This is a genomic window from Gordonia metallireducens (genome assembly GCF_021245825.1).
In the GTDB taxonomy this organism is placed as follows: Bacteria; Actinomycetota; Actinomycetes; order Mycobacteriales; family Mycobacteriaceae; genus Gordonia; species Gordonia namibiensis.
In genome coordinates this window covers 1-25,557 of sequence record NZ_JAJQJP010000053.1, presented here as the reverse complement: position 1 = coordinate 25,557, position 25,557 = coordinate 1, and the positions used below count along the sequence as shown (strand labels likewise).

The 25,557-nt window shown below is 67.6% G+C and carries 26 protein-coding genes and 1 pseudogene; 18 read left to right on the top strand and 9 right to left on the bottom strand.

The window, feature by feature from the left end; genetic code table 11:
• Positions 1–124: 124 nt before the first annotated feature.
• A complete protein-coding gene (locus LQD00_RS20620) occupies positions 125–685 on the top strand; it encodes a DUF6790 family protein (RefSeq protein ID WP_232719190.1) in 561 nt (186 codons plus the stop codon).
• Here the strand turns inward: LQD00_RS20620 and LQD00_RS20615 are convergent.
• Positions 678–1,901 (bottom strand): acetyl-CoA C-acetyltransferase, encoded by a 1,224-nt coding sequence (locus LQD00_RS20615; RefSeq protein WP_006867496.1) that lies wholly within the window; start codon positions 1,899–1,901, stop codon positions 678–680. The two genes, LQD00_RS20620 and LQD00_RS20615, sit on opposite strands and share 8 nt — an antisense overlap.
• A 51-nt stretch (positions 1,902–1,952) precedes the next feature.
• Complete coding sequence (locus LQD00_RS20610) at positions 1,953–2,900, bottom strand: SGNH/GDSL hydrolase family protein (RefSeq protein ID WP_232719189.1); 948 nt, start codon at positions 2,898–2,900, stop codon at positions 1,953–1,955.
• A gap of 98 nt (positions 2,901–2,998) precedes the next feature.
• On the opposite strand from LQD00_RS20610, the gene LQD00_RS20605 reads away from it, so the two are divergent.
• From LQD00_RS20605 to LQD00_RS20590, 4 genes are all read left to right on the top strand, one after another.
• Entirely contained in the window at positions 2,999–4,393 is a 1,395-nt protein-coding gene (locus tag LQD00_RS20605) for a cystathionine beta-synthase (protein ID WP_232719188.1), read from the top strand.
• A 12-nt stretch (positions 4,394–4,405) separates the two neighbouring features.
• Complete coding sequence (locus tag LQD00_RS20600; RefSeq protein WP_232719187.1) at positions 4,406–5,578, top strand: cystathionine gamma-synthase; 1,173 nt, start codon at positions 4,406–4,408, stop codon at positions 5,576–5,578.
• A 5-nt stretch (positions 5,579–5,583) separates the two neighbouring features.
• Complete coding sequence (ilvA, locus tag LQD00_RS20595) at positions 5,584–6,783, top strand: threonine ammonia-lyase (RefSeq protein WP_232719186.1); 1,200 nt, start codon at positions 5,584–5,586, stop codon at positions 6,781–6,783.
• Between the two features lie 309 nt (positions 6,784–7,092).
• A complete protein-coding gene (locus LQD00_RS20590) occupies positions 7,093–7,620 on the top strand; it encodes a hypothetical protein (RefSeq protein WP_232719185.1) in 528 nt (175 codons plus the stop codon).
• Between the two features lie 12 nt (positions 7,621–7,632).
• Here the strand turns inward: LQD00_RS20590 and LQD00_RS20585 are convergent, their stop codons facing one another.
• A complete protein-coding gene (locus LQD00_RS20585) occupies positions 7,633–8,151 on the bottom strand; it encodes an SRPBCC family protein (RefSeq protein ID WP_232719184.1) in 519 nt (172 codons plus the stop codon).
• A gap of 183 nt (positions 8,152–8,334) precedes the next feature.
• Between LQD00_RS20585 and LQD00_RS20580 the strand changes: the two are divergent.
• The 3 genes and pseudogenes from LQD00_RS20580 to LQD00_RS20570 all read left to right on the top strand — a co-directional run bounded on the left by LQD00_RS20580 (position 8,335) and on the right by LQD00_RS20570 (position 10,827).
• A pseudogene (locus LQD00_RS20580) lies at positions 8,335–9,265 on the top strand (hypothetical protein).
• A gap of 196 nt (positions 9,266–9,461) precedes the next feature.
• Entirely contained in the window at positions 9,462–9,896 is a 435-nt protein-coding gene (locus tag LQD00_RS20575; protein WP_232719183.1) for an Ltp family lipoprotein, read from the top strand.
• A 178-nt stretch (positions 9,897–10,074) separates the two neighbouring features.
• The gene (locus LQD00_RS20570; protein ID WP_232719182.1) at positions 10,075–10,827 is read left to right on the top strand and encodes a DUF4352 domain-containing protein; all 753 of its coding nucleotides are present in this window, start codon (positions 10,075–10,077) and stop codon (positions 10,825–10,827) included.
• 95 nt (positions 10,828–10,922) lie between these two features.
• Here LQD00_RS20570 and greA read toward each other — a convergent pair whose 3' ends face one another.
• The 3 genes from greA to LQD00_RS20555 form a co-directional block, all read right to left on the bottom strand.
• A complete protein-coding gene (gene greA, locus LQD00_RS20565; RefSeq protein WP_006866060.1) occupies positions 10,923–11,417 on the bottom strand; it encodes a transcription elongation factor GreA in 495 nt (164 codons plus the stop codon).
• Between the two features lie 129 nt (positions 11,418–11,546).
• The gene (locus LQD00_RS20560; protein WP_232719181.1) at positions 11,547–12,323 is read right to left on the bottom strand and encodes a queuosine precursor transporter; all 777 of its coding nucleotides are present in this window, start codon (positions 12,321–12,323) and stop codon (positions 11,547–11,549) included.
• Positions 12,320–12,778 (bottom strand): DUF4307 domain-containing protein, encoded by a 459-nt coding sequence (locus LQD00_RS20555; protein ID WP_232719180.1) that lies wholly within the window; start codon positions 12,776–12,778, stop codon positions 12,320–12,322. The genes LQD00_RS20560 and LQD00_RS20555 overlap by 4 nt, the downstream gene beginning before the upstream one ends.
• A 48-nt stretch (positions 12,779–12,826) precedes the next feature.
• Here LQD00_RS20555 and mca point away from each other — a divergent pair, with 48 nt between their 5' ends.
• The 4 genes from mca to LQD00_RS20535 are packed head-to-tail and all read left to right on the top strand — an operon-like array spanning position 12,827 to position 16,593.
• On the top strand, positions 12,827–13,723 hold the full coding sequence (mca, locus tag LQD00_RS20550) for a mycothiol conjugate amidase Mca (protein WP_232719179.1): 897 nt from the start codon (positions 12,827–12,829) through the stop codon (positions 13,721–13,723).
• On the top strand, positions 13,723–14,043 hold the full coding sequence (locus tag LQD00_RS20545) for a hypothetical protein (protein WP_232719178.1): 321 nt from the start codon (positions 13,723–13,725) through the stop codon (positions 14,041–14,043). The genes mca and LQD00_RS20545 overlap by 1 nt, the downstream gene beginning before the upstream one ends.
• Before the next feature lie 13 nt (positions 14,044–14,056).
• A complete protein-coding gene (locus LQD00_RS20540; protein WP_232719262.1) occupies positions 14,057–16,045 on the top strand; it encodes a thioredoxin domain-containing protein in 1,989 nt (662 codons plus the stop codon).
• A 53-nt stretch (positions 16,046–16,098) separates the two neighbouring features.
• Entirely contained in the window at positions 16,099–16,593 is a 495-nt protein-coding gene (locus LQD00_RS20535) for a TspO/MBR family protein (RefSeq protein WP_232719177.1), read from the top strand.
• On the opposite strand, the gene rocD is transcribed toward LQD00_RS20535, so the two are convergent.
• On the bottom strand, positions 16,585–18,681 hold the full coding sequence (gene rocD, locus LQD00_RS22795) for an ornithine--oxo-acid transaminase (RefSeq protein ID WP_269785259.1): 2,097 nt from the start codon (positions 18,679–18,681) through the stop codon (positions 16,585–16,587). The genes LQD00_RS20535 and rocD overlap by 9 nt on opposite strands.
• Positions 18,682–18,778: 97 nt before the next feature.
• Here rocD and LQD00_RS20520 point away from each other — a divergent pair, with 97 nt between their 5' ends.
• The gene (locus LQD00_RS20520; RefSeq protein ID WP_232719176.1) at positions 18,779–19,225 is read left to right on the top strand and encodes an Lrp/AsnC family transcriptional regulator; all 447 of its coding nucleotides are present in this window, start codon (positions 18,779–18,781) and stop codon (positions 19,223–19,225) included.
• Between the two features lie 249 nt (positions 19,226–19,474).
• Positions 19,475–20,563: a 3-deoxy-7-phosphoheptulonate synthase gene (locus LQD00_RS20515; RefSeq protein ID WP_232719175.1), complete on the top strand. Its 1,089-nt coding sequence runs from the start codon at positions 19,475–19,477 to the stop codon at positions 20,561–20,563.
• A 22-nt stretch (positions 20,564–20,585) separates the two neighbouring features.
• On the opposite strand, the gene trhA is transcribed toward LQD00_RS20515, so the two are convergent.
• On the bottom strand, positions 20,586–21,260 hold the full coding sequence (gene trhA / locus LQD00_RS20510) for a PAQR family membrane homeostasis protein TrhA (protein WP_232719174.1): 675 nt from the start codon (positions 21,258–21,260) through the stop codon (positions 20,586–20,588).
• Positions 21,261–21,375: 115 nt separating this feature from the next.
• Between trhA and LQD00_RS20505 the strand changes: the two genes are divergently transcribed.
• Positions 21,376–22,158 carry an isoprenyl transferase gene (locus LQD00_RS20505; RefSeq protein ID WP_006866049.1) on the top strand — a complete coding sequence of 261 codons (783 nt, stop codon included), beginning with the start codon at positions 21,376–21,378 and terminating at the stop codon, positions 22,156–22,158.
• Here LQD00_RS20505 and pdxR read toward each other — a convergent pair.
• A complete protein-coding gene (pdxR, locus tag LQD00_RS20500; protein ID WP_232719173.1) occupies positions 22,117–23,613 on the bottom strand; it encodes a MocR-like pyridoxine biosynthesis transcription factor PdxR in 1,497 nt (498 codons plus the stop codon). The genes LQD00_RS20505 and pdxR overlap by 42 nt on opposite strands.
• A gap of 95 nt (positions 23,614–23,708) precedes the next feature.
• Here pdxR and LQD00_RS20495 point away from each other — a divergent pair, with 95 nt between their 5' ends.
• The 3 genes from LQD00_RS20495 to LQD00_RS20485 all read left to right on the top strand — a co-directional run.
• Positions 23,709–24,503, top strand: a complete 795-nt coding sequence (locus LQD00_RS20495; protein WP_232719172.1) for an SDR family oxidoreductase — start codon at positions 23,709–23,711, stop codon at positions 24,501–24,503.
• Positions 24,500–24,988 (top strand): carboxymuconolactone decarboxylase family protein, encoded by a 489-nt coding sequence (locus LQD00_RS20490; RefSeq protein ID WP_232719171.1) that lies wholly within the window; start codon positions 24,500–24,502, stop codon positions 24,986–24,988. The genes LQD00_RS20495 and LQD00_RS20490 overlap by 4 nt, the downstream gene beginning before the upstream one ends.
• A gap of 354 nt (positions 24,989–25,342) precedes the next feature.
• The coding region (locus LQD00_RS20485) for a hypothetical protein (protein ID WP_232719170.1) at positions 25,343–25,557 on the top strand (215 nt) is incomplete at its 3' end.

The following is a 25,557-nucleotide window of genomic DNA, read 5'->3' as shown; positions in this document are numbered from 1 at the left end:
TAGCTCCGCAACCGGCTCACACGAACCCCACACCCCTGTTGGTGTGGGGTTCGTTGTCGTCTGACCGGGGGAAATCAGGGTCAACTGGGCGAACGCGGATCGCGACTGTGCCGACCATCGAGAAATGGTGTGGTTTCTGTTTCAGCTGGCGCTGATGGTCGTCGGCGCGATCGTGCACATATTGGTGGACCGGTCGGCGCGCAGGCGCACCACCGGCCGCGTGGCAGAGCTCGTGATGCTCTGGATTCTCGTACCGGGCGGGATCTTCGGGATCCTGGCCGGCATCGGACATGTCGGCCCGAACGCGGCGGAGGTCGCCAAGGACATCGGACCCGACTTCCACCCCGGCATGTTCCAGTGGGAACTCGGGTGGAACGACATCGCAGTGGGACTGCTGTGCGTGCTGACCTTCCGGGTGCGTAACCGGGGCGGATGGCTCGACGCCGCGGTCTGGGCGCTGGCGATCAGCTACGGCGGCGACCTCGCCGGCCACATCTCGCAGTACTACATCCACGACAACCACGCGACCAACAACGCGTGGGCGATCCCGGCCGAGATCTACATCGTCGGCGTCGTGGTGATCGCGTGGGGGATCTACCGACGAACAACCCCTCGCAGCGTTGCGATCCTGGGACCGAACGCGGCGAGGGGCGTCGACGAAGGGGTCGAGGCTCGGGTCAGCTGAGGCGCTCGAGCACCATGGCCATACCCTGACCGCCGCCGACACACATCGACTCGATGCCGAAGGTCTTGTCGTGGGTGCGGAGGTTGTTGAGCAGGGTCGTGGTGATCCGCGCGCCGGTCATGCCGAACGGGTGGCCGAGAGCGATGGCGCCGCCCGACACGTTCAGCTTGTCGTGGTCGATGCCGAGCTCGTTGGCCGAGCCGAGCACCTGGACGGCGAAGGCCTCGTTGATCTCCACGAGGTCGATGTCGGACAGCGACATCCCGGAGACCTTGAGCACCTTGCGGATCGCCTCGATCGGGCCCAGGCCCATGATCTCCGGCGACAGGCCGGTGGCGGCGGTGGCGACGACCCGGGCGAGCGGGGTCAGACCCAACTCCTTGGCCTTGGTGTCGCTCATGATGACCAGCGCGGCCGCACCGTCGTTGAGCGGGCAGGCGTTGCCGGCGGTGATGGTGCCGTCGGGGCGGAAGACCGGCTTCAGCTGCGAGATCTTCTCGTAGGTCGTACCCGCGCGCGGGCCGTCGTCGGTGGTGACCTGCGTGCCGTCGGGCAGGGTGACCGGGTCGATCTCCCGCTCGAAGAAGCCGGACTTGATGGCTTCCTCCGCACGGTTCTGGCTGAGGACGCCCCAGCGGTCCTGGTCCTCACGCGAGATGCCGGTGAAGGAGGCGACGTTCTCGGCGGTCTGGCCCATCGCGATGTAGACGTCCGGGATGAGTCCGTCCTGGCGGGGGTCGTGCCAGATCCCGGCGTCGCCCGCGGCGGAGAGTTCGGTGCGCGCCATCGCGTCGTCGAACAGCGGGTTCTTGGAGTTCGGGGCGCCGTCGGCACCGCCGGAGATGCCGAAGCTCGACACGCTCTCGACGCCGCCGGAGATGATGACGTCGGCCTCACCGGCCTTGATGGCGTGCAGCGCCATGCGGGTGGTCTGTAGCGACGACGAGCAGTAGCGGTTCACGGTCACGCCGGGGATGTGGTCGTGGCCGAGTTCGACGGCGATCACGCGGGCGATGTTGTAGCCGCCCTGTCCGCCGGGCTGACCGATGCCCCAGTGGATGTCCTCGATGTCGGCCGGGTCGAGTTCGGGCACCTTCGCGAGGGCCGCTTCGACCATCTGACGGGACAGTTCGTCGGGACGGACGTCTTTGAGGGATCCCTTGGCGGCGCGGCCGATCGGGGAGCGGGCGGTGGATACTATAACTGCTTCAGCCATGCGCTCACGCTACCCCAACCAAGCAGATGCTTGGTCGCACTGGGTGGGTGATCACACCTGTTTGAGCAGGCGGCGGAGTCCAGTGGCCACTCGCGTCTCCTCCACCGCGGGAGATTCTTCCGGGGGCTCGGGCAGCGGGGCCGAACCCCATTCGCCGATGGCGTCGAGGACCGGCGGCAACAGGATGTCGGCGGCGAGCGCATATCCCGCCGCCGACGGGTGGTACTGATCCGGTGACAGCATGAAATCGTGTTGGGCGAGGAATTCCTTGGCCAACAGGTCGGCGAGCGGAACCGGGTGTCCACCTGCGGCGCGCACCGCCGACCGTTGTGCGGCGGCGAGTCGAAGACCCCACTGTCGCAACACCGTTCGCAGTGGCTGGGGGATGGCGGTGATCACCCCGAAGTCGGGGCAGGTGCCGACGACGACCTTCGCGCCACCGCCGATGAGCAGGCGTACCGCGTCGCCGAGCCGACGGGCCGACGCACGAATGCCGTTGCGGGAGGTCACATCGTTCGCGCCGATCAAGATGATCGCGACATCCGGTCGTTCGCGGGCGATGAACATCGCGTCGATCTGGGCGGCCAGGCCCTTCGACGTCGCACCGACGATCGCCTTGTTGGCGTAGCGGACCGTCTTGCCCGTCTCGGCCGCGACGCGACGCGCGACCTGCACGCCGGGCGTCTCGTCGGCCGTCTCGACGCCGAGCCCGGCCGCGGTGGAATCGCCGAACACCGTCAGGAACAGGTCGATGGGGGTGTCGCGGGTGTAGCGCGTGACCCGGCCGTCCGGGTGATAGACGCCGTCGCCGTCGGGCGCGTTGTCGGTGCGGTGGGGGATCACCGTGCGGGCGGTCGCGGCCTGGTCGTTGAGGAAATTCCACACCGCCCATCCCGCCCCGGCCCCGGCCGCGGTGGCTGCCGCCGTGGCCCCGACGTCGCGGGCGACCCGACCCCAGAATCGACCGTCGGTACCGACCCTGCGACTCAAACCGGACACGGCCGCCAGTCTAGAGGGGTCGGCCGGGTGTCGAAGGGACCCGCGGGTTGACGACGGCCGGGTGACAGGGGCGACGACGGTTCTGGGACCATGGAGGCATGCGCATCGCCAATCACGTTGTGGACCTGGTGGGCAACACCCCGCTGGTCAAGCTGAACTCCGTCACCGCGCCCGGATCCGGGCTGGTCGCGGCCAAGGTGGAATACCTCAATCCCGGCGGGAGCAGCAAGGACCGCATCGCGGTTCGGATGATCGACGCCGCGGAGGCCTCCGGCGAACTCAAGCCCGGCGGCACCATCATCGAACCGACGTCCGGCAACACCGGCGTCGGTCTCGCGCTCGTCGCGCAGCAGCGCGGTTACAAGTGCGTGTTCGTCTGCCCCGACAAGGTCGGCGAGGACAAGCGCAACGTGCTGCGCGCCTACGGGGCCGAGGTCGTCGTGTGCCCGACCGCCGTGCCGCCGGAGCACCCGGACAGCTACTACAGCGTGTCCGACCGCCTGGTGCGGGAGATCGAGGGTGGGTGGAAGCCCAACCAGTACGCCAACCCTGCCGGCCCGCAGAGCCACTACGAGACCACCGGCCCGGAGATCTGGGCCGACACCGACGGCAAGGTCACCCACTTCGTCGCCGGCGTCGGAACCGGCGGCACCATCACCGGCACCGGGCGTTACCTCAAGGAGGTCTCCAACGGTGCGGTGAAGGTCGTCGGCGTCGACCCCGAGGGTTCGGTCTACTCCGGCGGAACCGGACGCCCGTACCTCGTCGAGGGTGTCGGCGAGGACTTCTGGCCGGCCGCCTACGACCCGAACATCCCGGACGAGATCATCGCCGTCTCCGACGCCGACTCGTTCGACATGACGCGCCGCCTAGCCCGCGAGGAAGGTCTTCTCGTCGGCGGTTCCTGCGGTATGGCCGTCGTGGCAGCCCTCCAGGTCGCCGAGCGTGAGGGACCCGACGCAGTCGTCGTGGTCCTCCTGCCGGACGGCGGACGCGGCTACATGGCGAAGATCTTCAACGACGAGTGGATGAGCAGCTACGGCTTCCTCCGCACGCCGCTGGATGCCAACACCAAGGAGTCGCTGGTCGGCGACGTGCTGCGCGGCAAGACCGGCGCCCTGCCCGACCTCGTCCACACCCACCCGCAGGAGACGCTGCGCGACGCCATCGAGATCCTCCGCGAGTACGGGGTGTCGCAGATGCCGGTCGTCGGCGCCGAACCGCCGGTCATGGCCGGCGAGGTCGCGGGTGCGGTCACCGAACGCGATCTGCTCAGCGCCGTCTTCGAGGGTCGTGCCAGCCTGGCCGATCCGGTCTCGGCCCACATGGGAGATCCGTTCCCGCTCATCGGTTCCGGTGAGCCGGTCAGCGCCGCCACCAAGGCCCTCGGCGACAGCGATGCGCTGATGGTCGTCGAGGACGGCAAGCCCATCGGCGTCATCACGCGCCACGACCTGCTCGCGTTCGTCTCGAGCCACCCGATCGTCGGATAGGAGCACAACACTGTGAGTGAACGACGCAGCGCCGCGGATTCGGTTCGCTGGCAAGGTTTCTCGACCCGCGCCATCCACGCTGGCTACGACCCGGATCCGCAGACCGGTGCGGTGAACGTGCCGATCTACGCCAGCTCGACCTTCGCCCAGGACGGCGTCGGCGGACTGCGCGACGGCTTCGAGTACGCCCGCACCGGCAATCCGACGCGACGTGCGCTGGAGGCCAACCTCGCCGCACTCGAGCACGGAACCTACGGTCGCGCCTTCGCGTCCGGCATGGCCGCCACCGACTGCCTGCTGCGTTCGACGCTGCGTCCGGGCGACCACCTGGTGATCCCCAACGACGCCTACGGCGGCACCTTCCGTCTCATCGACAAGGTGTTCACCCAGTGGGGCATCACCTACTCGGTGGCGCCGGTGTCCGACGTCGCCGCGGTGCGCGACGCGATCCGCCCGGAGACCAAGCTCGTCTGGACCGAGACGCCCACCAACCCGCTGCTCAACGTCGGCGACATCGAGACGATCGCCTCCATCGCGCACGAGGCCGGTGCGAAGCTCGTGGTGGACAACACCTTTGCCTCGCCCTACCTGCAGCAGCCGTTGACGCTGGGCGCCGACGTCGTGCTGCACTCGACCACCAAGTACCTCGGCGGCCACTCCGACGTCGTCGGCGGTGCGCTGGTCACCGACAGCGAAGAACTCGACGAGGCCTTCGCCTTCCTGCAGAACGGTGCAGGCGCGGTGCCCGGACCGTTCGACGGCTACCTGACGATGCGCGGCACCAAGACGCTCGCCGTCCGCATGGACCGCCACTGCGACAACGCCGAGAAGGTCGTCGAATTCCTGAACTCGCACGACAAGATCGAGGCCGTCCTGTACCCGGGACTCGAGAACCATCCGGGTCACGAGGTCGCGGCGAAGCAGATGAAGCGCTTCGGCGGCATGGTGTCGGTCCTGGTCAAGGGTGGCATGGAGGAGGCCAAGGCCTTCTGTGCCCGCACCGAGGTGTTCACGCTGGCCGAGTCGCTGGGCGGCATCGAGTCGCTGATCGAACATCCCGGCGCGATGACCCACGCGTCGACGGCCGGTTCGCTGCTGGAGGTCCCCGCCAACCTGGTCCGCCTGTCGGTGGGTATCGAGGACATCGACGACATCCTGGGTGACCTGGAGAACGCGCTGCGCTGAGCGCCATGCTGCTGACCCCGGCCGACATCGAGAAGGCGACCACCGAGCTGTCCGGCGTGGTCCGCCGGACGCCGATGGTGGCATCCCGCGTGCTCTCCGAGCGGAGTGGCGCCGACGTCTGGCTCAAGTGCGAGAACCTGCAGCGGACGGGCTCGTTCAAACCGCGGGGCGCATATTTGCGGATCTCTCGGCTGACCGCCGAGGAGCGCGCCCGCGGCGTCGTCGCGGCAAGCGCGGGCAATCATGCGCAGGGTGTCGCCTGGTCGGCGACCGAGCTGGGCATCACCGCACGCGTGTACATGCCGACCGGCGCGTCGCTGCCGAAGATCGCGGCGACGAAAGCCTATGGCGCCGAGGTGGTTCTGGCCGGTGAGACGGTCGACGACGCGCTCGTCGAAGCCCAGCGGTACGCGGACCAGACCGGTGCGGTGCTGATCCATCCGTTCGACCACCTCGACATCGTCGCCGGTCAGGCCACCGTCGGGGTCGAGACCCTCGAGCAGATGCCCGATGTCACGACCATCGTCGTGCCGCTCGGCGGCGGCGGTCTGCTGGCCGGAGTCGCGGCAGCGGTCCAGGCATCGAGGCCGGACGTCCGCGTCATCGGTGTGCAGGCAGCGCAGGCCGCGGCCTGGCCGACATCTCTCGCCGCGACGCATCCGGTTCCCGCGGCGTCGATGAACACCATGGCCGACGGCATCGCCGTGGCCCGGCCGGGTGACGTCCCGTTCGCGCACGTCACCGAGTACGTCGACGAGGTCGTCACGGTCAGCGAGGAAGAACTCAGCACCGCGCTTCTGCTGATGCTGGAACGGGCGAAGATGGTCGTCGAACCCGCCGGCGCAGCAGGCGTCGCGGCGGCGGGCGGCACTCTCGACCTGTCGGGGAAGGTCTGCGTCGTGTTGTCCGGCGGCAACATCGACCCCTTGCTGCTGCGCCACGTCACCACGCACGGCCTCACCGCGGCAGGCCGGTTCCTGACGTTCACCGCCACCGTCTCCGACCGCCCGGGCGGACTCCTCGCACTACTCGAACTGCTCCGCGATCTCGGCGCGAGCGTCATCGACATCGTGCACTCACGAGTCGCCGACGACCTCTACCTCGGCGAGGTACAGGTGACGGTCAGCGTCGAGACCCGCGGGCCCGACCACCAGCAGGACGTGCGCCGAGCACTGAGTGAGGCTGGATTCCTGCGGGCGGTTTGATCGCCAGGTTGTGGATGGAGCGGTCACCTGTGCAGTCATCTGGTCGTCGGGTATCGGTACGCACATACCTTGCCGTGCATGGGAAGACGTTCACACTCAAACGAGTCGGCCTGGGGACCTGAGCATGCGGAGCGTATTCGGGAGGATCTGAAACAGAGTTGGCGATGGCTTCGCCGTACCTGCGAGACGCTGCTCGAAGAACTGGAGTCGCTCGACGGTCCGGTCTGCGAGGAGCACCATGCTCGTCGGGCACGGTTGGCGAAGGCGAAGCCGCGCTTGGAGACGACACGGGATGCAGGGGAGTATGCCGTGCGGACACTGCCGCAGCTGCCTTTGACGTGGATCGAGAGGTCAGCGGTACCGGTGTTGACGCGAGCCGGCGAGTCCTACGATGCCGGTGACCTCTGGGACATTCTCGAATGTGTGGAGTGGAACGAAGCGGGCTGGGTGCTCTTCGAGACATCGGCCGGACGTCATCGTCTCGACGACACCATCACCGGACGGGTGCTCGATGTGTCCATCGACGGGCTTTACTGGCACCACGTCGACGTGATCTTCCAAGAGTTGCCCGACAAGAAGCTCGACGGGATGGTCATCCACATTCTGACCAGGGACCGGGGTCTCCGCCGCGACCACGCCTCGACCGGGCGTCGCCCGTCGGTGGTCGAGGCCGAGGTCGACGTCACGCTGCCGGCGCCGATAGGTATTGCGCCGAAGGTTGATTCGGTTCCCGTCCGCCTGGTGGCAGCACTGCACGACGAAGTCGGAGTCGACGAGTCGGTACCACTGCACCTGGAAATGCTGGAGGAGCAAACCCGGACCGTCTTCGCCGCGTGAACCCGTGTGGGCCTAGGTCGCCGGTGGCAGATGCGCGAAGTGCTTGAGCGTGTCCGCTTCGATCGACTTGTACACCGTCGACGACGCCGGGCCGGAGAACGCGGTGACGGCCTTCGATTTGGTGGGCAGTTCCAATGCGAAGGTCCACCGCAGGCGGCAGCCGACGTCGGCGGGGTCGATCTGGGTGGCCTCGCCGAATCGTCGGATACCCGGCACATTGGCGCTCTTGACCCGGAATGCGTTGTGGTACCGGCCCGCTTCGGGTTCTTCGGTCCAGTGGAAGAAATCCTCCTCGAGCGTCACGTATCCCGGGCCGAGCACTGCTTTGCGGGTCGCGCCGGCACCGTAGGGCGGGGGAGACGTGAACTCGATCTTCTTGATCGCGCGGCACCAGTCGAGGGTGTTCTGGCGGGTGAACTCCGCCCAGGCGCGCTGCGGGGTGACCGGCAGCCGAACGTCGATCACGTGGCGTACGGGCGCGTCGTCGAAGAAGTCGAGGTCGAAGGTCTCCAGCGAATAGGAACGTCCCATGTGGCCCATTCAAGCATCGACCAGTCGGTCACACAGGCGCTTCCGCGACGGGACCGGCGAACCTCAACTCGACTCACAGACTTCGATCGACGTCTGCCTGCCGAGTTGAGGTTCGCCGGTCAGCGCGGCTGGGCCGCGTCGAAAACAGGTGAACCAAATGTGGGTGCGCTGCGTCCAAGAGATATGACTCTTTTTCCGACTGACCGGCACGGACTCATTCGACGCGAAACCACGCTCAGGCTCGGCATATCCGATGATGTCGTCGCACGGGCGGTCCGGCGAGGTGAACTCGTCCGGCTTGCTCCCGGCGTCTGTGTCCTGCCGGTACCCGAATCCGACACTGCCGACGACGAGCTGTACCGCTTGAAGTCGATCGCCGTCGCGACCTCGGCGCGCGACGGCGACACGTCGACGCTCAGTCATGACTCGGCAGCCGCCGTGCTCGGACTATCGCAGCTCCATCCGGAGCGCGAGCTCATCCATCTCACGAAGACACGTGAGCGTGGTGGTTTCGTGCGCGGCCATCGCATCGTCCACGCCGGCCCGTTGTCTCCGGAGGACATCACCGACGTCGACGGCGTCGCGGTCACGACCCTCGAACGAACTGCGGTCGACGTCGCGATGGCCGGCGACTTCGAACGAGCTCTCGTCGTGTTCGACCGCGCTCTCGCACTCAAAGCAGACGTGGAACGGATGAAAATCATCCTCGAATCACGCGGCCGATGGCGCGGTGTGGGTACAGCGCGTCGGGCGCTTTCACTTGCCGACGCCGCGTCGGAGAGCATCGGTGAATCGTGGAGTCGGGCCCAGATGATCGCGGCGGGGCTGCCGATTCCCCGTCTGCAGCACACATTTCAGACGAGCGATGGCCCTGCGCGTGCCGATTTCGATTGGGAGGGAGAGCTTGTCGGCGAGTTCGACGGGCCTGCAGAAGTATGGACGTCTGTTGCGTCCGGGAGAGACCGCCCGCGACGCGCTCATCCGCGAGAAGCGACGCGAGGATGCCCTACGCGCGCAGGGGATCATGGTGGTCCGCTGGACGTGGGCGACGCTCGAACGCCGGGAGCTGGTCGGTGTGCTCGCTCCGTGGCTGGACATGCTCGCGGCCGCCTGACCGGCGAACCTCGGTCCCGACGTGCAGACGTCGATCGACGTCTGCACGTCGAAACGAAGTCGACGTGATTGCCGGTCCGGACCGGAATCATCCGATCGGATGACACTGTGCGCCAACGTTTTTGTCAGACCCTCGTGACACCTTGCTCTCAGACGTAGCTCGGCTTCCCAGAGCTGCTCCTGAAGAAGGAAGAACGATGATCAACCCCCAGAAGAAGTGGCCGTGGGCGGCAGGCGTCCTGGCAGCGTTCGTGATGGCGATCGGTGCCGTGGCAGGCTTCGGCACCAGCGCGGCCCCGCAGGCGGCGCCTGGTGTGCCGACCCCCGTGATCAAGCTCGTGTCGGAGAAGTCGAGCGCGATCGCCATGGCGAGGGACTACCTCGAGTACACAAGTTTCTCGAAGTCGGGACTGGTCGACCAGCTTGAATTCGAGGGCTTTTCGTACTCGGACTCGTCCGCCGCCGTCGATCAGCTCGAGGCCGACGGCGAGGTGAATTGGTATGTACAGGCAGCAAAGTCGGCCCGTCAGTACCGTGAGTACTCCCCGTTCTCGCGGCAGAGCTTGATCGAGCAGCTGGAGTTCGAGGGTTTCACCCACGAACAGGCCGTGTACGGGGCCGACCACAGCTAGCCAGAAGTATCTGGTCTTGCGCCTCCGCCGTTACCGAAATGTCTCGGGAATGACTGTGATCGTCGCGATTCAGCGCTCGATTCGTCTCAGTAAACGACACGTCGGAAGCGTCAGACCTGTTGTGCAGAATGACATTTGAGCGGCCCGCTTCCCGGGACCGCAGTGAAGAAGGAACATGATGACCGACCCCCAGAATCCCCAGCCCGGCCAGCCCTACCCGGGACAGCCCCAGCCCGGACAGCCGTACGGGCAGCAGCCCCCGCCCGGACAGCCCTACGGGCAGCAGCCCCAGTACGCCCCCGGGCCGTACGGCGCTCCGCCGGCGTACCAGGCGCCGATCCAGCCGCCGAAGAAGAAAAAGAAGTGGCCGTGGATCGTGGGCATCCTGGTCGTGCTCATCGTGATCATCGCGGCAGTGTCCGGCGGTGGGGACGATTCGTCCGACAACACTGCATCGTCGGGCAGCTCGAACTCCGGCGATCAGGCCGGATCGGGTACCGACGACGGCGACGAGAAGACCGACGAGCAGGCCGCCGGGCTCAACACGCCGGTGCGCGACGGCAAGTTCGAGTTCGTCGTGAAGAACGTCGAGGCAGGGCTGTCGTCGGTCGGCGACAACCAGTTCCTCACCGAGGAAGCACAGGGCCAGTTCGTGATCGTCACCATGACGGTGAGCAACACCAGCAAGGAGCCGAAGAGCTTCTCGCCCAGCGACCAGAAGCTCTTCGACACCGAAGGCCGCAGCTTCGAGCCCGACACCTCGGCGCAGATCTCGCTGGGCGCGGGCGACATCCCCGTCTGGGACAACATCAACCCGGGTAACACCGTCGAGGTCAAGGTTGTCTACGACATGCCCACCGACGCCAAGCCGGCCAGCATCGAGCTTCACGACTCGATGTTCTCCGACGGCGTGAAGGTGAATCTGGGCTGATCGGGCAACCCGACTGAGAAACCCACCACAAATGGACAATCCCACCACCCTTCAGGGTGGTGGGATTGTCCAAAAGTGGTGGGTTTCAACCCATCTCAGCCGTGGTACGGCTCCGCGCTGACGAGGGTCACCTTGATCGTCGCGCCGCTGGGCACCGAGTACTCGCGGGTCTCGCCGACCTTGGCGTCGATCAGGGCCGAGCCCAGGGGCGAGCTGGGGGAGTAGGTCTCGAGCTTGCCGCCCGAGGCGCCCTCTTCGCGGGTCGCGATGAGGAAGGTCTCGGTGTCCTTCTCGTCGCCGTCGTAGTAGACGGTCACGACGGAACCGGGCAGGGCGACGCCGGACTGGGTCGGCGCCTCGCCGACCTTCGCATTGTTGAGCAGTTCCTGCAGCTGGCGGATGCGCGCTTCCTGCTGGCCCTGCTCTTCGCGGGCGGCGTGGTAGCCGCCGTTCTCCTTGAGGTCGCCCTCTTCGCGTCGCTCATTGATCTCGGCGGCAATGACCGGACGATTGGCGATCAATGAGTCGAGTTCGCTCTTGAGGCGATCGTGCGACTCTTGGGTCAACCAGGTCACCTGGGTGTCGGTCATCGGTCACTCCTTCGTGTTGTCCGCGCCGCGATGCGACTCTTTCACCGCGCGGCATATGGACTGCTATAAATGCAGCAACACGACCCCTCGCGGAGCCGTGTATCCGATCATCATACCAGCCGATGAGACCTATGGCACATCAGTTGTTCCAGCCGTTGCCGCGTCGAGTGCTTCCTGGTAGGTGGGTTCGGCTCGCTTCAACCATCCCACAACGAAATACGTCACGGGCATGATGACGATCTCCACCAGGGTTTTCCAGACAAATCCGACAATCGTGTAGTTGACGAAGTCTCCCCAGGTGGAGATACCCAGCGCAGTTGCCGCGATCGAGCAGAAGACGAGGGTGTCCGCGAATTCGCCGACGACCGTCGATCCCAAAAGGCGCGCCCACAGATGCCGCTCACCGGCACGCTCTTTCATTTTGACCAACACGAATGAATTCAGGAATTCGCCGACCACATATCCGGCGAGGCCGGCGAGCAGGAATTGCGGAACGACGCCGGCGACCGTTTCGAAAGCCTCCTGGCCTTCATAGAAATCGGCGGCGGGTAGGTGGATGGTCAGCCAGAAGCACAGCGAGGCGAGGATGAGCACGGCGAAGCCGGCGAGGATCGTGCGACGCATCGCGCGGAAGCCGTACACCTCGCTGATCACGTCGCCCAGGACATAGGCGAGCGGGAACAGGAAGAACGCGCCGTCGGTGACCAGGCCCTGCATGTGGATGGGGCCCAGGTCGATGTTGAGCCAGTCGTCGAACAGCACGACGCCCTTGGTGCCGGTGACGTTGCTGATCAGCATTACACCGACGAACAGTGCGACGAGGAGCGGGAAGTAGCGGCTGCCGATGGCGGCGAACGCGGCGCGGGGTGTTGCCGCGTCGCCTGGTTCGGTCTGCCGCGTGCTCACGACTCGGGCTGGAGGTAGGCGGGCACGTCGACGGTGCAGCCGAAGACCTCACCGATGACCGGCGGCTGGGAGGTGGTGACCTCGGTGCGGACGCCGATCCGTTCGGCGGAGTCGGCCGGGATCAGGATCTCGCGCCGTCCGGTCTCGCTGCCGTCCTTCGATCGTCCGCGCACCACGCAGGCCGCGGGCTTGCTCGGATCGGAGCGGTCGACGGTGAACTGCACGGCGACGGTGTTGTCGTCGAGGATCTCGTAACCGGTCGCCTCGCCGGAGACGTCGGCGGTGCCGAACTTGCTGTAGCCGATTGCCGCCAGCGTGACGCCGACCACGACGACGAGTATCGACAGGGCGAGGAACCAGCGACGACGGGTCTGAGCGGACGCGGAATTCTCCGGGTAGGTCGCGCGCGGGCCGCTGCGAGGGCGCTCCGCGGCGCCCCCATCCGAACTGTTCACGCGTCAATACCTACCATGGGACCAGTAACGATCCGAAGGTGAGGAACTGTGACCGAATCCCATGCCGACGGCCCGCAGCCGGGTGTGTTCCGTCTGATGGCGGTCCACGCGCACCCCGACGATGAGTCGAGCAAGGGTGCGGCCACGACCGCCAAGTATGCGGCCGAAGGCAACGAGGTGCTCGTCGTCACCCTGACAGGTGGCGAGCGCGGCGACATCCTGAATCCGGCGATGGACCGTCCCGGCATCAAAGAGCGGATGACCGAGGTCCGCCGCGAGGAGATGGCCCGGGCCGCCGAGGCTCTCGGCGTGAAGCAGACGTGGCTGGGCTTCGTCGACTCCGGGCTCCCCGAGGGCGACCCGTTGCCGCCGCTGCCGGAGGGCTCGTTCGCGACCGTCCCGCTCGAGGAGGCGACCGAGGCGCTCGTCCGTCTGGTCCGCGAGTTCCGTCCGCACGTGATGATCACCTACGACGAGCACGGCGGGTACCCGCACCCGGATCACATCCGGTGCCACGAGGTGTCGGTCGCGGCCTACGACCAGGCCGGCGACCCCGACGCATTCCCCGGAACCGGTGAGCCGTGGACGGTGTCGAAGCTGTACTATACGCACGGTTTCATCCGCGACCGGATGGAGCTCTTCTCCGACGAGTTCGAGCGCCACGGCCAGGAGAGCCCGTTCACCGAGTGGCTCAGCAAGTGGGACCCGAGCCGGGGCGACCTCATGGGTCGGGTCACCACCCAGGTCGAGTGCGCCAAGTACTTCCCGCAGCGTGACGACGCGTTGCGCGCGCATGCGACGCAGATCGACCCCAACGGCATGTTCTTCGCCGTACCGTTGGAGTGGCAGCAGCGACTCTGGCCGACCGAGGAGTTCGAGCTGGCCAAGACGCGCGTGAAGACCGCCCTGCCCGAAACCGATCTGTTCACCGGAATCGAGGCGTGATGAACATCGACATCGTCAACACCGTGATGGTCGTGGCGGCCGAGGAGCCGCAGGGGCCGGAGTTCGGCAAGTCGTCGCCGCTGGGATTGCTGGTGATCCTGTTGCTGCTGGTCGGGACCGCGTTCCTGATCTGGTCGATGAGTCGCCAGCTCAAGAAGCTGCCGGAGTCCTTCGACACCGATCACCCCGAGGCAGATCAGGCGTTCGACGAAGGCACCGACCCGTCGGGGCCGGTCACCACCGCCGACGACGCCGCCCCCGGAAGTCAGGACGCGACGAGCACGACCGGGACCGATGAGCGACGCCCGGCGGACACCTGACGCCTCGTCGAACATGCTGGGCTCGGCGACGAGCCCATATCTCCGGCAGCACGCCGACAATCCCGTCCACTGGCAGGAGTGGTCCGACGCCGCGCTGAACCAGGCGCGCGAACGCGATGTGCCGGTTCTGCTGTCGGTCGGCTACGCGGCCTGTCACTGGTGCCACGTGATGGCGCACGAGTCCTTCGAGGACGACGCCACCGCGGCCCAGATGAACCGTGACTTCGTCTGCGTCAAGGTCGATCGGGAGGAACGCCCCGACATCGACGCCATCTACATGAGTGCCACCGTCGCGATGACCGGGCAGGGCGGCTGGCCCATGACCTGCTTTCTCACGCCGGACGGCGACCCGTTCTACACCGGCACCTACTACCCGCCGCGGCCGCACGGGCAGATCCCTTCTTTCCGGCAGGTTCTGACCGCCGTCAGCGAGGCATGGACGCAGCGTCGAGCCGATCTCGACGACACCGCCGCGAAGGTGCGCGAACACATCGTGGCGAACACCGCCCCGTTGCCGGTCGGCACCGTCGCCGTCGACGACCGACTGCTCGCGCACGGAGTCCGCACCGTCCTCGGTGAGGAGGACGCCGAGTTCGGTGGGTTCGGCGGTGCACCCAAATTCCCGCCCTCGGCGCTGCTCGAAGCGCTGATCCGGCACACCGAACGCACCGGCGACGCCGCTGCCATCGAGGCCGCCGGACGGACCATGCACGCGATGGCCCGGGGCGGCATCTACGACCAGCTCGCCGGTGGTTTCGCCCGGTACTCGGTCGACGCCGGCTGGGTGGTGCCTCACTTCGAGAAGATGCTCTACGACAACGCGCAGCTGCTGCGGGCCTACGCCCACCTCGCACGGCGGACCGGAGATCCGTTGGCGCGCCGCATCGTCGAGGAGACGGTCACCTTCCTCCGGCGGGACCTGCAGGTGCCGGGCGGGTTCGCCTCGTCTCTCGACGCCGATGCCGACGGGGTGGAGGGGTCCACCTATGTGTGGACGCCGGCGGAACTCGCCGACATCCTCGGATCGGAGACCGGACGCTGGGCCGCCGAACTGTTCGCCGTGACCGAGCAGGGCACCTTCGAACACGGTCGGTCGACGCTGCAGCTCCCGGCCGACCCCGACGACCGCGAGCGCTTCGACACGGTGCGCGCCGCACTCCTCGACGCGCGGGGCAGACGCGTCCAACCCGCCCGCGACGACAAGGTCGTCACCGCGTGGAACGCCATGACGATCACCGCACTCGCCGAAGCCGGTGCCGGCCTGGGCGACACCACCTACGTCGACGCCGCCGTTCGATGCGCAGACGAGCTGCTGAGCATGCACCTGATCGGCGGCCGCCTCCGACGTTCGTCGCTCGGCGGGGACGTGGGGGAGACCGATGGTGGGCTCGACGACCACGCGGCGCTGAGTACGGCCCTTCTCACGCTTTTCCAGGTCACCGGTGAAACCCGGTGGCTGGGCGCCGGATTGGGGTTGCTCGACTCCGCGGTCGAACGCTTCGCCGACCCGGAGGCACCCGGCGCCTGGTTCGACGCCACCGGTGAAGGGCTCATCGCCCGGCCCCGGGACCCGATCGACGGTGCCACCCCGTCGGGGGCGTCGCTCATGGCCGAGGCGCTGCTCACCGCATCGATGCTCGCCGACCCGGCCAAGGCGGTCGGTTACGCAGAACTGTTAGAGCACAGCCTGTCCCGCGCATCGGTGATCGTCGCCAAGCTGCCGCGATCGGCCGGGCACTGGATGTCGGTGATGTCGGCGCGGGTCGCCGGGCCGATCCAGATAGCCGTGGCCGAAGGGCCCGCGTCGGATCATGCCCTGACCCGGGCGGCCTGGGCCCACATCCCCGGCGGGGCGGTCGTTGTTGCCGGCGAACAGGATTCGCATCCGTTACTCGTCGCACGAGGCCCGGTCGACGGACGCGACGCCGCCTACGTGTGCCGGGGAACGGTCTGCGGGCTGCCGGTCACGGACGAGAAGAACCTGGCCGCACAGTTCGGCTGAGGGCAGCTCACACGGCGCAGGTGTCGGATTCGTCGGAACGGGTATTGATGGGTATGCGCATCTCCACTCTGATCGGGACCTCACTCGCCACCGCCGCAGCCGGTGCCATCGGCAGCGTGGTCACCAAACCCGCGGTCGAGACCTGGTATCCGCGGCTGAAGAAGCCGTCCTTCGTGCCGCCGGCCTGGGTGTTCCCGGTGGCCTGGACCGCCCTGTACGCCGACATCGCGGTCACCTCCGCCACCGCGATCGACGGACTGGGCGAGTGGCCGGACCAGGACGAGAAGCAGGCGTACATCGCCGCGCTCGGCGCCAATCTCGCACTCAACGGGGCATGGAGCTGGATCTACTTCGGCAAGGGGGCGCTGGGCACCGCGTCGGTGGCCGCCGCGGCCCTCACGGTCAGCAGCGCCGACCTGACACGGCGTACCGCGGCCGTGAATCCGAAGGCCGGGGCCGCGCTCGCCGCCTACCCGGCGTGGTGCGCCTTCGCCACGGTTCTGTCGACGTCGACGTGGTGGCTCAACCGCGACCGCGTATCACGCTGACCGGGAACGGAGTTCGTCCAGCACTTCGGCGAATCGCTCGATCGCCCAGTCGATCTCCGGTGCGGTGATGACGAGCGGCGGGGCGAGTCGCAGCGTCGAACCGTGCGTGTCCTTGGCCAGCACGCCGTGCCCGGCGAGGCGCAGGCAGAACTCCTTGCCGGTGCCGAGTTCCGGATCGAGATCGATACCCGCCCACAGTCCCAGACCTCGGGTCGCGACGACGCCGTGGCCGACGAATTCCCTCAGGCGGGTGTGCAGGTGGTCGCCGAGATCGATGGCGCGTTCCTGCCAGGTGCCCTCGGCGAGCATGTCGACGACGGTGTGGCCGATCGCCGCGGCGAGGGGATTGCCGCCGAAGGTCGAGCCGTGCTCTCCGGGGTGCAGGACACCGAGGACGTCGCGATTCGCCACCACCGCGCTGACCGGCACGATGCCGCCACCGAGCGCCTTGCCGAGCAGGTAGACGTCGGGTTCCACGCCCCAGTGTTCGACGGCGAAGGTGCGTCCCGTGCGACCGAGCCCGGACTGGATCTCGTCGGCGATCAACAGGACGTCGTGGTCGGTACACAGGGCTCGTACCCGCGGGAGGTAGTCGTCGGGCGGTACGATGATCCCGGCCTCGCCCTGGATGGGTTCGAGCAGGACACCGACGGTCGTCTCGTCGATCGCGGCGGCGATCGCCTCGACGTCTCCGTAGGGGACCCGGACGAAACCCGGTGTGTACGGTCCGAATCCGGCGCGTGCGTCGGGGTCGTCGCTGAACGAGATGATCGTCGTGGTGCGTCCGTGGAAGTTGCCGCCGGCGACGATGATCGTCGCGCGGCCGTCGGAGACGCCCTTGATGTCGTAACCCCATTTACGAGCGACCTTGATCGCCGACTCGACGGCCTCGGCGCCGGTGTTCATCGGCAACACCATCTCCTTGCCGCAGAGCCCCGCGAGCGCGGCGCAGAACGGTTCGAGACGATCCGAACGGAATGCGCGACTGGTGAGGGTGACCCGTCCGATCTGCTCGAGAGCCGCGGCGACGATCCGCGGATGGCGATGTCCGAAGTTGACCGCCGAGTACGCGCCCAGACAGTCGAGGTGACGCTTGCCGTCGACATCGGTGATCCACGCACCCTCGGCGGTCGCAGCAGTGACCGGGATCGGGGAGTAGTTGTGTGCCACATGCGGTTCGGCGTCGAGCATCGGACCTGCGGGAAGCGTCACATCGTGGGGGATGAGCGTGTCGGACATGGTGTGGGTACTCCTCAGTTCCAAGGTGCAGCACTTGACCCCGCCGCCGCCCTTGAGCAGCTCGGAGAGATCGACGGTCACCGGGCGGAACCCGGCGTCGCGCAGCTCTGCCTCGAGATGCGTTGCACGGTCGGTCATCACGACGTTGCGCCCGTCGGAGACCAGGTTGAGGCCGAGCACGCCTGCGTCGGCGTCGGTGGCGATGATGGCGTCGGGGAACAGCGCGTCGAGTCGGCGGCGTGAGCGTTCGGAGAACGCGGCGGGGTAGTAGGCGATCGTGTGGTCGTCGAGGACGCCCAGTGCGGTGTCGAGGTGATAGAACCGCGGGTCGACGAGCTCGAGGGTGATGACCGGTCGGCCGGTGATCGCGGCGACCTCGTCGTGCGCGGAACGCTGGGTACGGAAACCGGTGCCGGCGAGGATTCGGTCGCCGACGACCAGGAAGTCGCCCTCGCCCTCCTGGATGCCGGTGGTGCGATGGACGGTGCCGAAGCCGTTGCGGGCGAACCACTCCGCGTACAGATCGCCTTCCGCGGCCCGCTCCGGGAAGGCGAAACGGGCGGCGACGACGGTGTCGCCGACGCTGAGACCGCCGTTGGCGGCGTAGACCATGTCGGGCAGGCCGGGCACCGGGTCCACCAGATGCACCGTGTGGCCGAGTGATTCGTACACCGATCGGAGGGTGTGCCACTGGGCGAGGGCGCGGTCGGTGTCCACCGGGACCGAGGTGTCCATCCAGGGATTGATCGCATAGGACACGGTGAAGTGCACGGGCGGGGTCATCGCGTAGGTCCGAAGCCGCGCCTCGCGTACCGGAGGCGCGCCGATACCCGGGCTCGTCAACGTCATGAATCGAGCGTATCGTCGGCGAACAGCGCAAACAATCACCGTGGATTGCGTATCCATGCAACAAATGATCACCGTGAGAGGGCAAGGTGGGTATACATTGCGTACGCTCGACGATCTCGACGAGAAGGTGCTCGCCTGCCTCACCCGCGACGCCCGGGCGACCTATGCGCAGATCGGTGACGAGGTCGGGCTGTCGGCCCCGGCCGTCAAGCGTCGCGTCGACCGTCTCGTCGACGACGGGGTGATCCGGGGCTTCACCGCCATCGTCGACCCGCACGCCATGCAATGGACCACCGAGGCCTATGTGCAGGTGTACTGCCGCGGCAACATCTCGCCCGAGGAGCTCAAGGCGTCGTGGGAGCCGATCCCCGAGGTCGTGAGCGCCGCGACCATCTCGGGTCAGGCCGACGCCATCCTGCGGGTGCGGGCCCGCGACGTACGCCACCTCGAACAGGCACTGGAACGCATCCGGGCGGCCGGCCCGGTGGACAAGTCCGAGTCGATCATCGTGCTCAGTGAACTGATCGACCGAGGTCACCCGTAGGCCACGGTCGTCGAACAACCCGTTGTGCTATTCTTGTCGCCGTGATCAGCACCGTGCGCGCATATTGGCGCTTTATCGAGGCTCCGGGTGGGGCCACGATGAAGCGCTGACCAAGCGCGCGCACGTAACACCCGGAGCCCGAGCAGCGACCATACGGTCGCTGCTCTTTGTTTTGAGCGGGGCTCCACCATCGTGAAGGCGTGCCCCGGTTGGACCACCGACAGGGCATGACCTCGAAAGGCACACACCGTGACCACTCTCCCGGATCTCTCCACACGCACGGCCGACAAGGCCGAATCGACTTCTGATCGTCGGATCAAGTCCTTCCGTCCGATCCCGTCGCCGGACACCGTCCGCGCCGAGCTGCCCCTGACCGCTCGTCGTGCGCTGGCCGTCGCCCGCGACCGCGACGAGATCGCCGACATCCTCGCCGGCCGCGATGACCGTCTGCTCGTCATCGTCGGACCGTGCTCGGTGCACGATCCGATCGCCGCGATCGACTACGCGCGTCGTCTGGCGCCGCTGGCCGACGCGTACTCCGACCGTCTGAAGATCGTCATGCGGGTCTACTTCGAGAAGCCGCGCACCACGGTCGGTTGGAAGGGCCTCATCAACGACCCGGGCATGGACAACACCTTCGACGTCGAGCGCGGCCTGCGGACCGCCCGGTCGTTGCTGCTCGACATCATCGACCTCGGTCTGCCCGTCGGCTGTGAGTTCCTCGAGCCGACCAGCCCGCAGTACATCGCCGACGCCGTCGCCTGGGGTGCCATCGGCGCCCGCACCACCGAGTCGCAGGTCCATCGCCAGCTCGCTTCGGGTCTGTCGATGCCGATCGGCTTCAAGAACGGCACCGACGGCAACGTCCAGGTCGCCATCGACGGCGTGAAAGCCGCTGCGGCCGAACATGTCTTCTTCGGGGTCGACGACTTCGGCAACGGCGCGGTCGTGGAGACCGCGGGCAACGAGGACTGCCACATCATCCTGCGCGGCGGCACCCGTGGACCCAACTTCGACGCCGAGTCGGTTGCGTCGGCGGCTGCGGCCCTCGAGAAGGCCGGACTGCCCGCACGCGTGATGATCGACTGCTCGCACGCCAACTCCGGCAAGGACCACGTCCGCCAGGCGGAGGTCGCGACGGAGATCGCCGCGACCCTGCGTGCCACCCGCGAGGCCGGCAAGGCGTCGAACATCAGCGGCGTCATGCTGGAGAGCTTCCTCGAGCCCGGCGCGCAGTCGACCGATGCCACCCCGCTGGTCTACGGCAAGTCCGTCACCGACAAGTGCATGGGCTGGGAGGCCAGCGCCACCGTCCTCGACGCGCTCGCCCGCGCCTGAGTTCCGCCCTACGCCTGGCTGGTCAGTTGACGACGACCAGCCAGGCGGCGGCGTAGTGGAGTAGTGCCGCGACCGCGGTGCAGAGGTGGAAGACCTCGTGGTGGCCGAAGGTGTGCGGCCACGGATTGGGCCAGCGCACCGCGTAGAGGACGCCGCCGACGCTGTAGAGCACGCCGCCGATCGCCAGCAGGATCATGATCAGGTAGCCGGTCTGGGAGACCAGGGCCGGGGCGACCACGACGATGACCCAGCCGAGCAGGATGTAGAGGGTCACGCCCAGCCAGCGCGGAGCGCCCGGCCAGAGGATCTTCAGCAGCGACCCGCCGAGCGCGCCCGCCCAGACGATGCCGAGCACCCACCAGCTCGTCGGCGACGGTAGGCCGAGGGCGCAGAACGGTGTGTAGGTGCCGGCGATGAAGAGGAAGATCATCGCGTGATCGGCACGCTTCATCCGGATGCGCGCACGCGCCGTCTTCCACGGGATGCGGTGATAGGTGGCGCTGACGGCGAAGAGTCCGACGACGGTGATCGCGTACACCGCACACGTCAGCGCGGCGACGGCGCCGTCGAGGATGGCGGCACCGATGACCAGCGCGATGCCGGCGACCGCTGCCACATAGGCGGAGTAGTGGTGGATCACGCCGCGCAGACGCGGGCGATCGGCCACGTCCGGGGGCGGGGTCGACAGTGTGTTCACAAAACCTACGGTACCGTAACTTACTCGTCTGTAGGGACCGTCGCGGAGGTCGGCAGGGTCATCCTGCTCGCACCCCGGCGCGTAAGGTGTCCCACGTGACACGAGGCCGCGAAGGATGAAGCTGCTGCCGGATCGGGTGCGCCGTCCAGCTCTCACCATCTACGAACGTCGACTCATCCAACTCCTCGACACCCAGCGCCTACCGCGGCACGTCGCGATCATCTGCGACGGCAATCGCCGCTGGGCGCGCGAGGCGGGATTCGACGACGTCAGTCACGGGCACCGCGTGGGCGCCCAGCGCATCGCCGACATGCTCGGCTGGTGCGCGGGTCTGGGCATCGAGGCCGTCACCATCTACCTGCTCTCCACCGAGAACCTGAACCGCTCGTCCGACGAGCTCGACGCGCTGCTCGAGATCGTGCCCGACATCGTCGACGAGATCTCCTCGCCCGACGGCGACTGGTGCATCCGCATCGTCGGCACCCTCGACGCGCTGCCCGAGGCCGTCGCCGGGCGACTCCGGGCCGCGGCCGACCGCACCTCCGAACGACACGGGATGAATGTCAACGTCGCCGTCGGGTACGGCGGCCGCCAGGAGATCGTCGACGCGGTGCGGGCCCTGCTCGACGAGAAGCGCGCCGCCGGCGCCACTCCCGAGGAGATGATCGAGGCGGTCACCGTCGAGGCGATCGACGCGAACCTCTACACCAAGGGCCAGCCGGACCCCGACCTCGTGATCCGGACCTCCGGAGAACAACGACTGTCGGGATTCCTGTTGTGGCAGAGCGCCTATTCGGAGATCTGGTTCACCGACGCGTACTGGCCGGAGTTCCGCCGGGTCGACTTCCTGCGCGCCCTACGGGACTACTCCGCGCGCAGCCGGCGATTCGGCAAGTAGGTCGCGAAGGGCCTGCAGGTCGGCGGTGAAGGTCGACGCCGCGGGCGTTCCGAAACCGACGACCAGGCCGCCGTGTGGCAGGGGATCGGCGTCCGGGTGACGGAACAACGACAATCCGACGAGCCCGATCCCGCGCCGGAATGCCTCGTGAACGAGTGCGCCCTCCTCGACGTGGTCGACGGGGATGACCGCATGCAGTCCGGCGGCGATGCCGGGTAGCGCGAAACCGCATGCGGTGACGGCTTCGACGAGTGCGTCGCGGCGCTGCCGATACACCTGCCGGCTGCGGCGGATGTGCCGGTCGTAGGCGCCGGAATCGATGAGATCGGCGAGGATCAGCTGATCGACGATGCTCGCGTCGCCTTCGCGTACTCCCTTGGCGCCCACCATGACATCCACCAGCTGAGGTGGCAGCGCAAGCCACCCGGCGCGCACGGCGGGGGAGAGGCTCTTGGACATCGACCCGGCGTGGACCACCACATCCGGGCCGAGTGCCTGCAGTGCACCGACCGGGTCGCGGTCGTACCGGAACTCGCCGTCGTAGTCGTCCTCGACGATGATCGCGCCGGTGCGCCGGGCCCACTCGATGACCTGCATGCGCCGCGCAGGCGACAGCGCGACCCCGGTCGGGAACTGGTGGCTCGGCGACAGCAGGACCGCCGAGGCGCCGCTGCGTTCGAGGTCGTCGATCACCATCCCCTCGTCGTCGACGGGGATCGGGATCACCCGGGTGCCGCCGCGTTCGACGGCTCGCCAGTGGAAGGGCAGGCCGTGGCTCTCGACCGCCAGAGTGCCGCCGATGACGTTGCGCGACAGCAACTCCAGCGAGGACTGTACCGCGGTCCCGAGGATCACCCGGTCGGCGTTCGTGCGGACGCCGCGGGTCCGGCCCAGGTATGCGCTCAGGGCGTGCCGGAGTTCCGGGCGACCCTGCGGGTGTGCGGGTGCGAACGCATCGTCTCCGACGTCGGTGAGAACGCGACGGGTGGCGCGGATCCAGTCCGTCCGCGGGAACATGCCCGCACACGGCTGCCCGAGCGAGAAGTCGTGCGGTAAGCGGAAAGTCGGGTGCGCCTGCGGGCGTTCATCGTCCCGTCCGGCGGCGCCGGGGTGTGCCGCGCCCTCGGCCACGCGTGTGGCCGAACCCTGCCGCGCGGTCAGCCACCCCTCGGCGACGAGCTCCTGATAAACCGCCGACACCGTGCCGCGGGCGAGGCCGAGGTCGGCGGCGAGCGAACGGTACGGCGGTAGGGCGGTGCCTGCAGGGAGGCGTCCGTCGAGGATCGCCGACCGCAGCGCCTCGGTGAGCGTTCGACGCAGCGTCGCACCGCGCCCGCGTGCACTCGCCCGGGGGTCCGGCTGCAGGTCGAGGAACAGATCGGCGCCGAGGCGAGCAGCCACCTCCGCCCACGGGTCGGAACGGTCGGAGCCTTGATTGACTCTGTTTTCTTCCATCGGATTGGACCACTTTCTTGTGCTAATCCCGCATTAGCCTAGGTCCAGAGACACAAGCAGGCACAACAACCGACGAAGTCGGCAAGGAGGGCGAGATGAAGATCGTGGTGATCGGAGCGAGCGGGGTACTGGGCAGCCGGGTGGCGGATCTGCTCGCCGAGCGCGGCAACGAGGTGGTGCGGGCGAATCGGGCGGCCGGGGTCGACGCCTATACCGGCGAGGGGCTGGCCGGGGCGATGGCCGGGGCCGACGTCGTGGTCGACTGCCTCAGTGTCGAGACGCTGAGCGCGAAGAAGGCGATCGACTTCTTCCGGACGACGGCGCACAACATCGGGCGGGCGGCGACCGCGGCCGCCGTCGGGCACGTCGTCTGCGTGTCGATCGTCAACGCGGACGATCCGGCAGTGAACGCGAAATTCGGTTATTACCAGGGTAAAGCGGCTCAAGAGACCGCCTATCGCGACGTCGTCGAACCGGCCACACTGACCATCCTGGCGTCGGTGCAGTGGTTCGAACTCGCCGAACAGATGATGGGACGGATGGCCGTCGGTCCCGTCGCGATCGTGCCGAAGATGCGGTGCCGCCCGGCGGCCGCGGAGGACGTGGCGAAGGTGGTCGCGGACACGGCCACCACTGCGCCCGCACCGGTCGAGGCGGGCGGGTTCCGTAAGATCGAGGTCGCGGGACCGGCCGAGATGGATCTCGTCGACGTGGCGAAAGCCGTTGCGGCGCGGCGTCGATCGCCGCGCTGGATCCTCGGGGCGCCCGTCGGTGGACCGGCGATCCGCGGCGGGGGCCTGGTGCCCGCGAACCCGGACGTCGTCACCCCGACCACCGTCGAGCAGTGGTTGGCGCGCCATGCCGACGCTCCCGCAGGAAGTGCGCGATGAGTGTTCGGACGCGCCCGTCGACGCGCATGTGGATTCCGCAGGACAATCCGGCGGTCTACAAGGCCCTCGTCGCCTTGCAGCGGGCGTCGTCGGCGGGTGTCGACGCCGAGATCGGCGAGCTGATCTCGATGAGGGTGTCTCAGCTCAACGGCTGCGCGTACTGCCTGCACATGCATGCCGGCGATGCGCTGGCCGCGCAGATCGACCCGCGCAAACTGCTGATGCTCACGGCCTGGCGCGAGGCCGGAACCGTGTTCGACGCCCGGGAGCGCGCCGTCCTCGCGCTCGCCGAACAACTGACGCGGCTCGGCGAGGGCGGGGTCACCGATGACGTGTTCAACGACGTGCGAGCACATTTCGATGCCGTCGAGACGGGGCAGCTCGTGGCCGCGATCGCGATGATCAACACCTGGAACCGGATCGCCATCGCCGGCGGCTACCCGGCCGGGCTCGACGAACGGCGTGCGTCGCCGGCGTTCGGCTGACCGCTGGTTGTTCCCTCCCGCGGAACTGTTTCCTTCCCGCGAGCGCTACCCGGTAAGCGGGAAGGAATCGGTCACGCGGGAGACATCTATTTCCGCCCAAATCCCGACTGCCGAACCTCAACTCGACCGGTAGTCAGGTGGGCGACGGTGTCTCACCAGGCCTTCGAGGCTCGTCGACTTCGATACGCTCCTCCGTCGCTACTCAGCCCGGCGGCTATCGCTCCTCGCGCCTCAGGCAGCAAGGCCGGTTGTCGCTCGCGCTCCTCGCACCTAGTAATAGCTCCAAGGTGGTGAAATGAGGGACATCCTCCTGTTGTGGTCGTAAGGGCTTGGTGTCCCAACCACAAAAGGAGGATGTCGATGTTCGAGGCTAGTCCGTTGAGCCGAGGAGCGAAACGCCGAAACGACCGGTTGACCCGGTTCCGAGAAATCGTGGGCCGCGACTATGCGGTGGTGGCGATCGACCTGGCAGCCAAGAAGCAGGTGATCGTGGTGGCCGATCACGACTCCCGCATCCTGGCCCGCAAAACGTTTACCTGCACACCGTGGAAGTTGGGGCCGGCGATCGC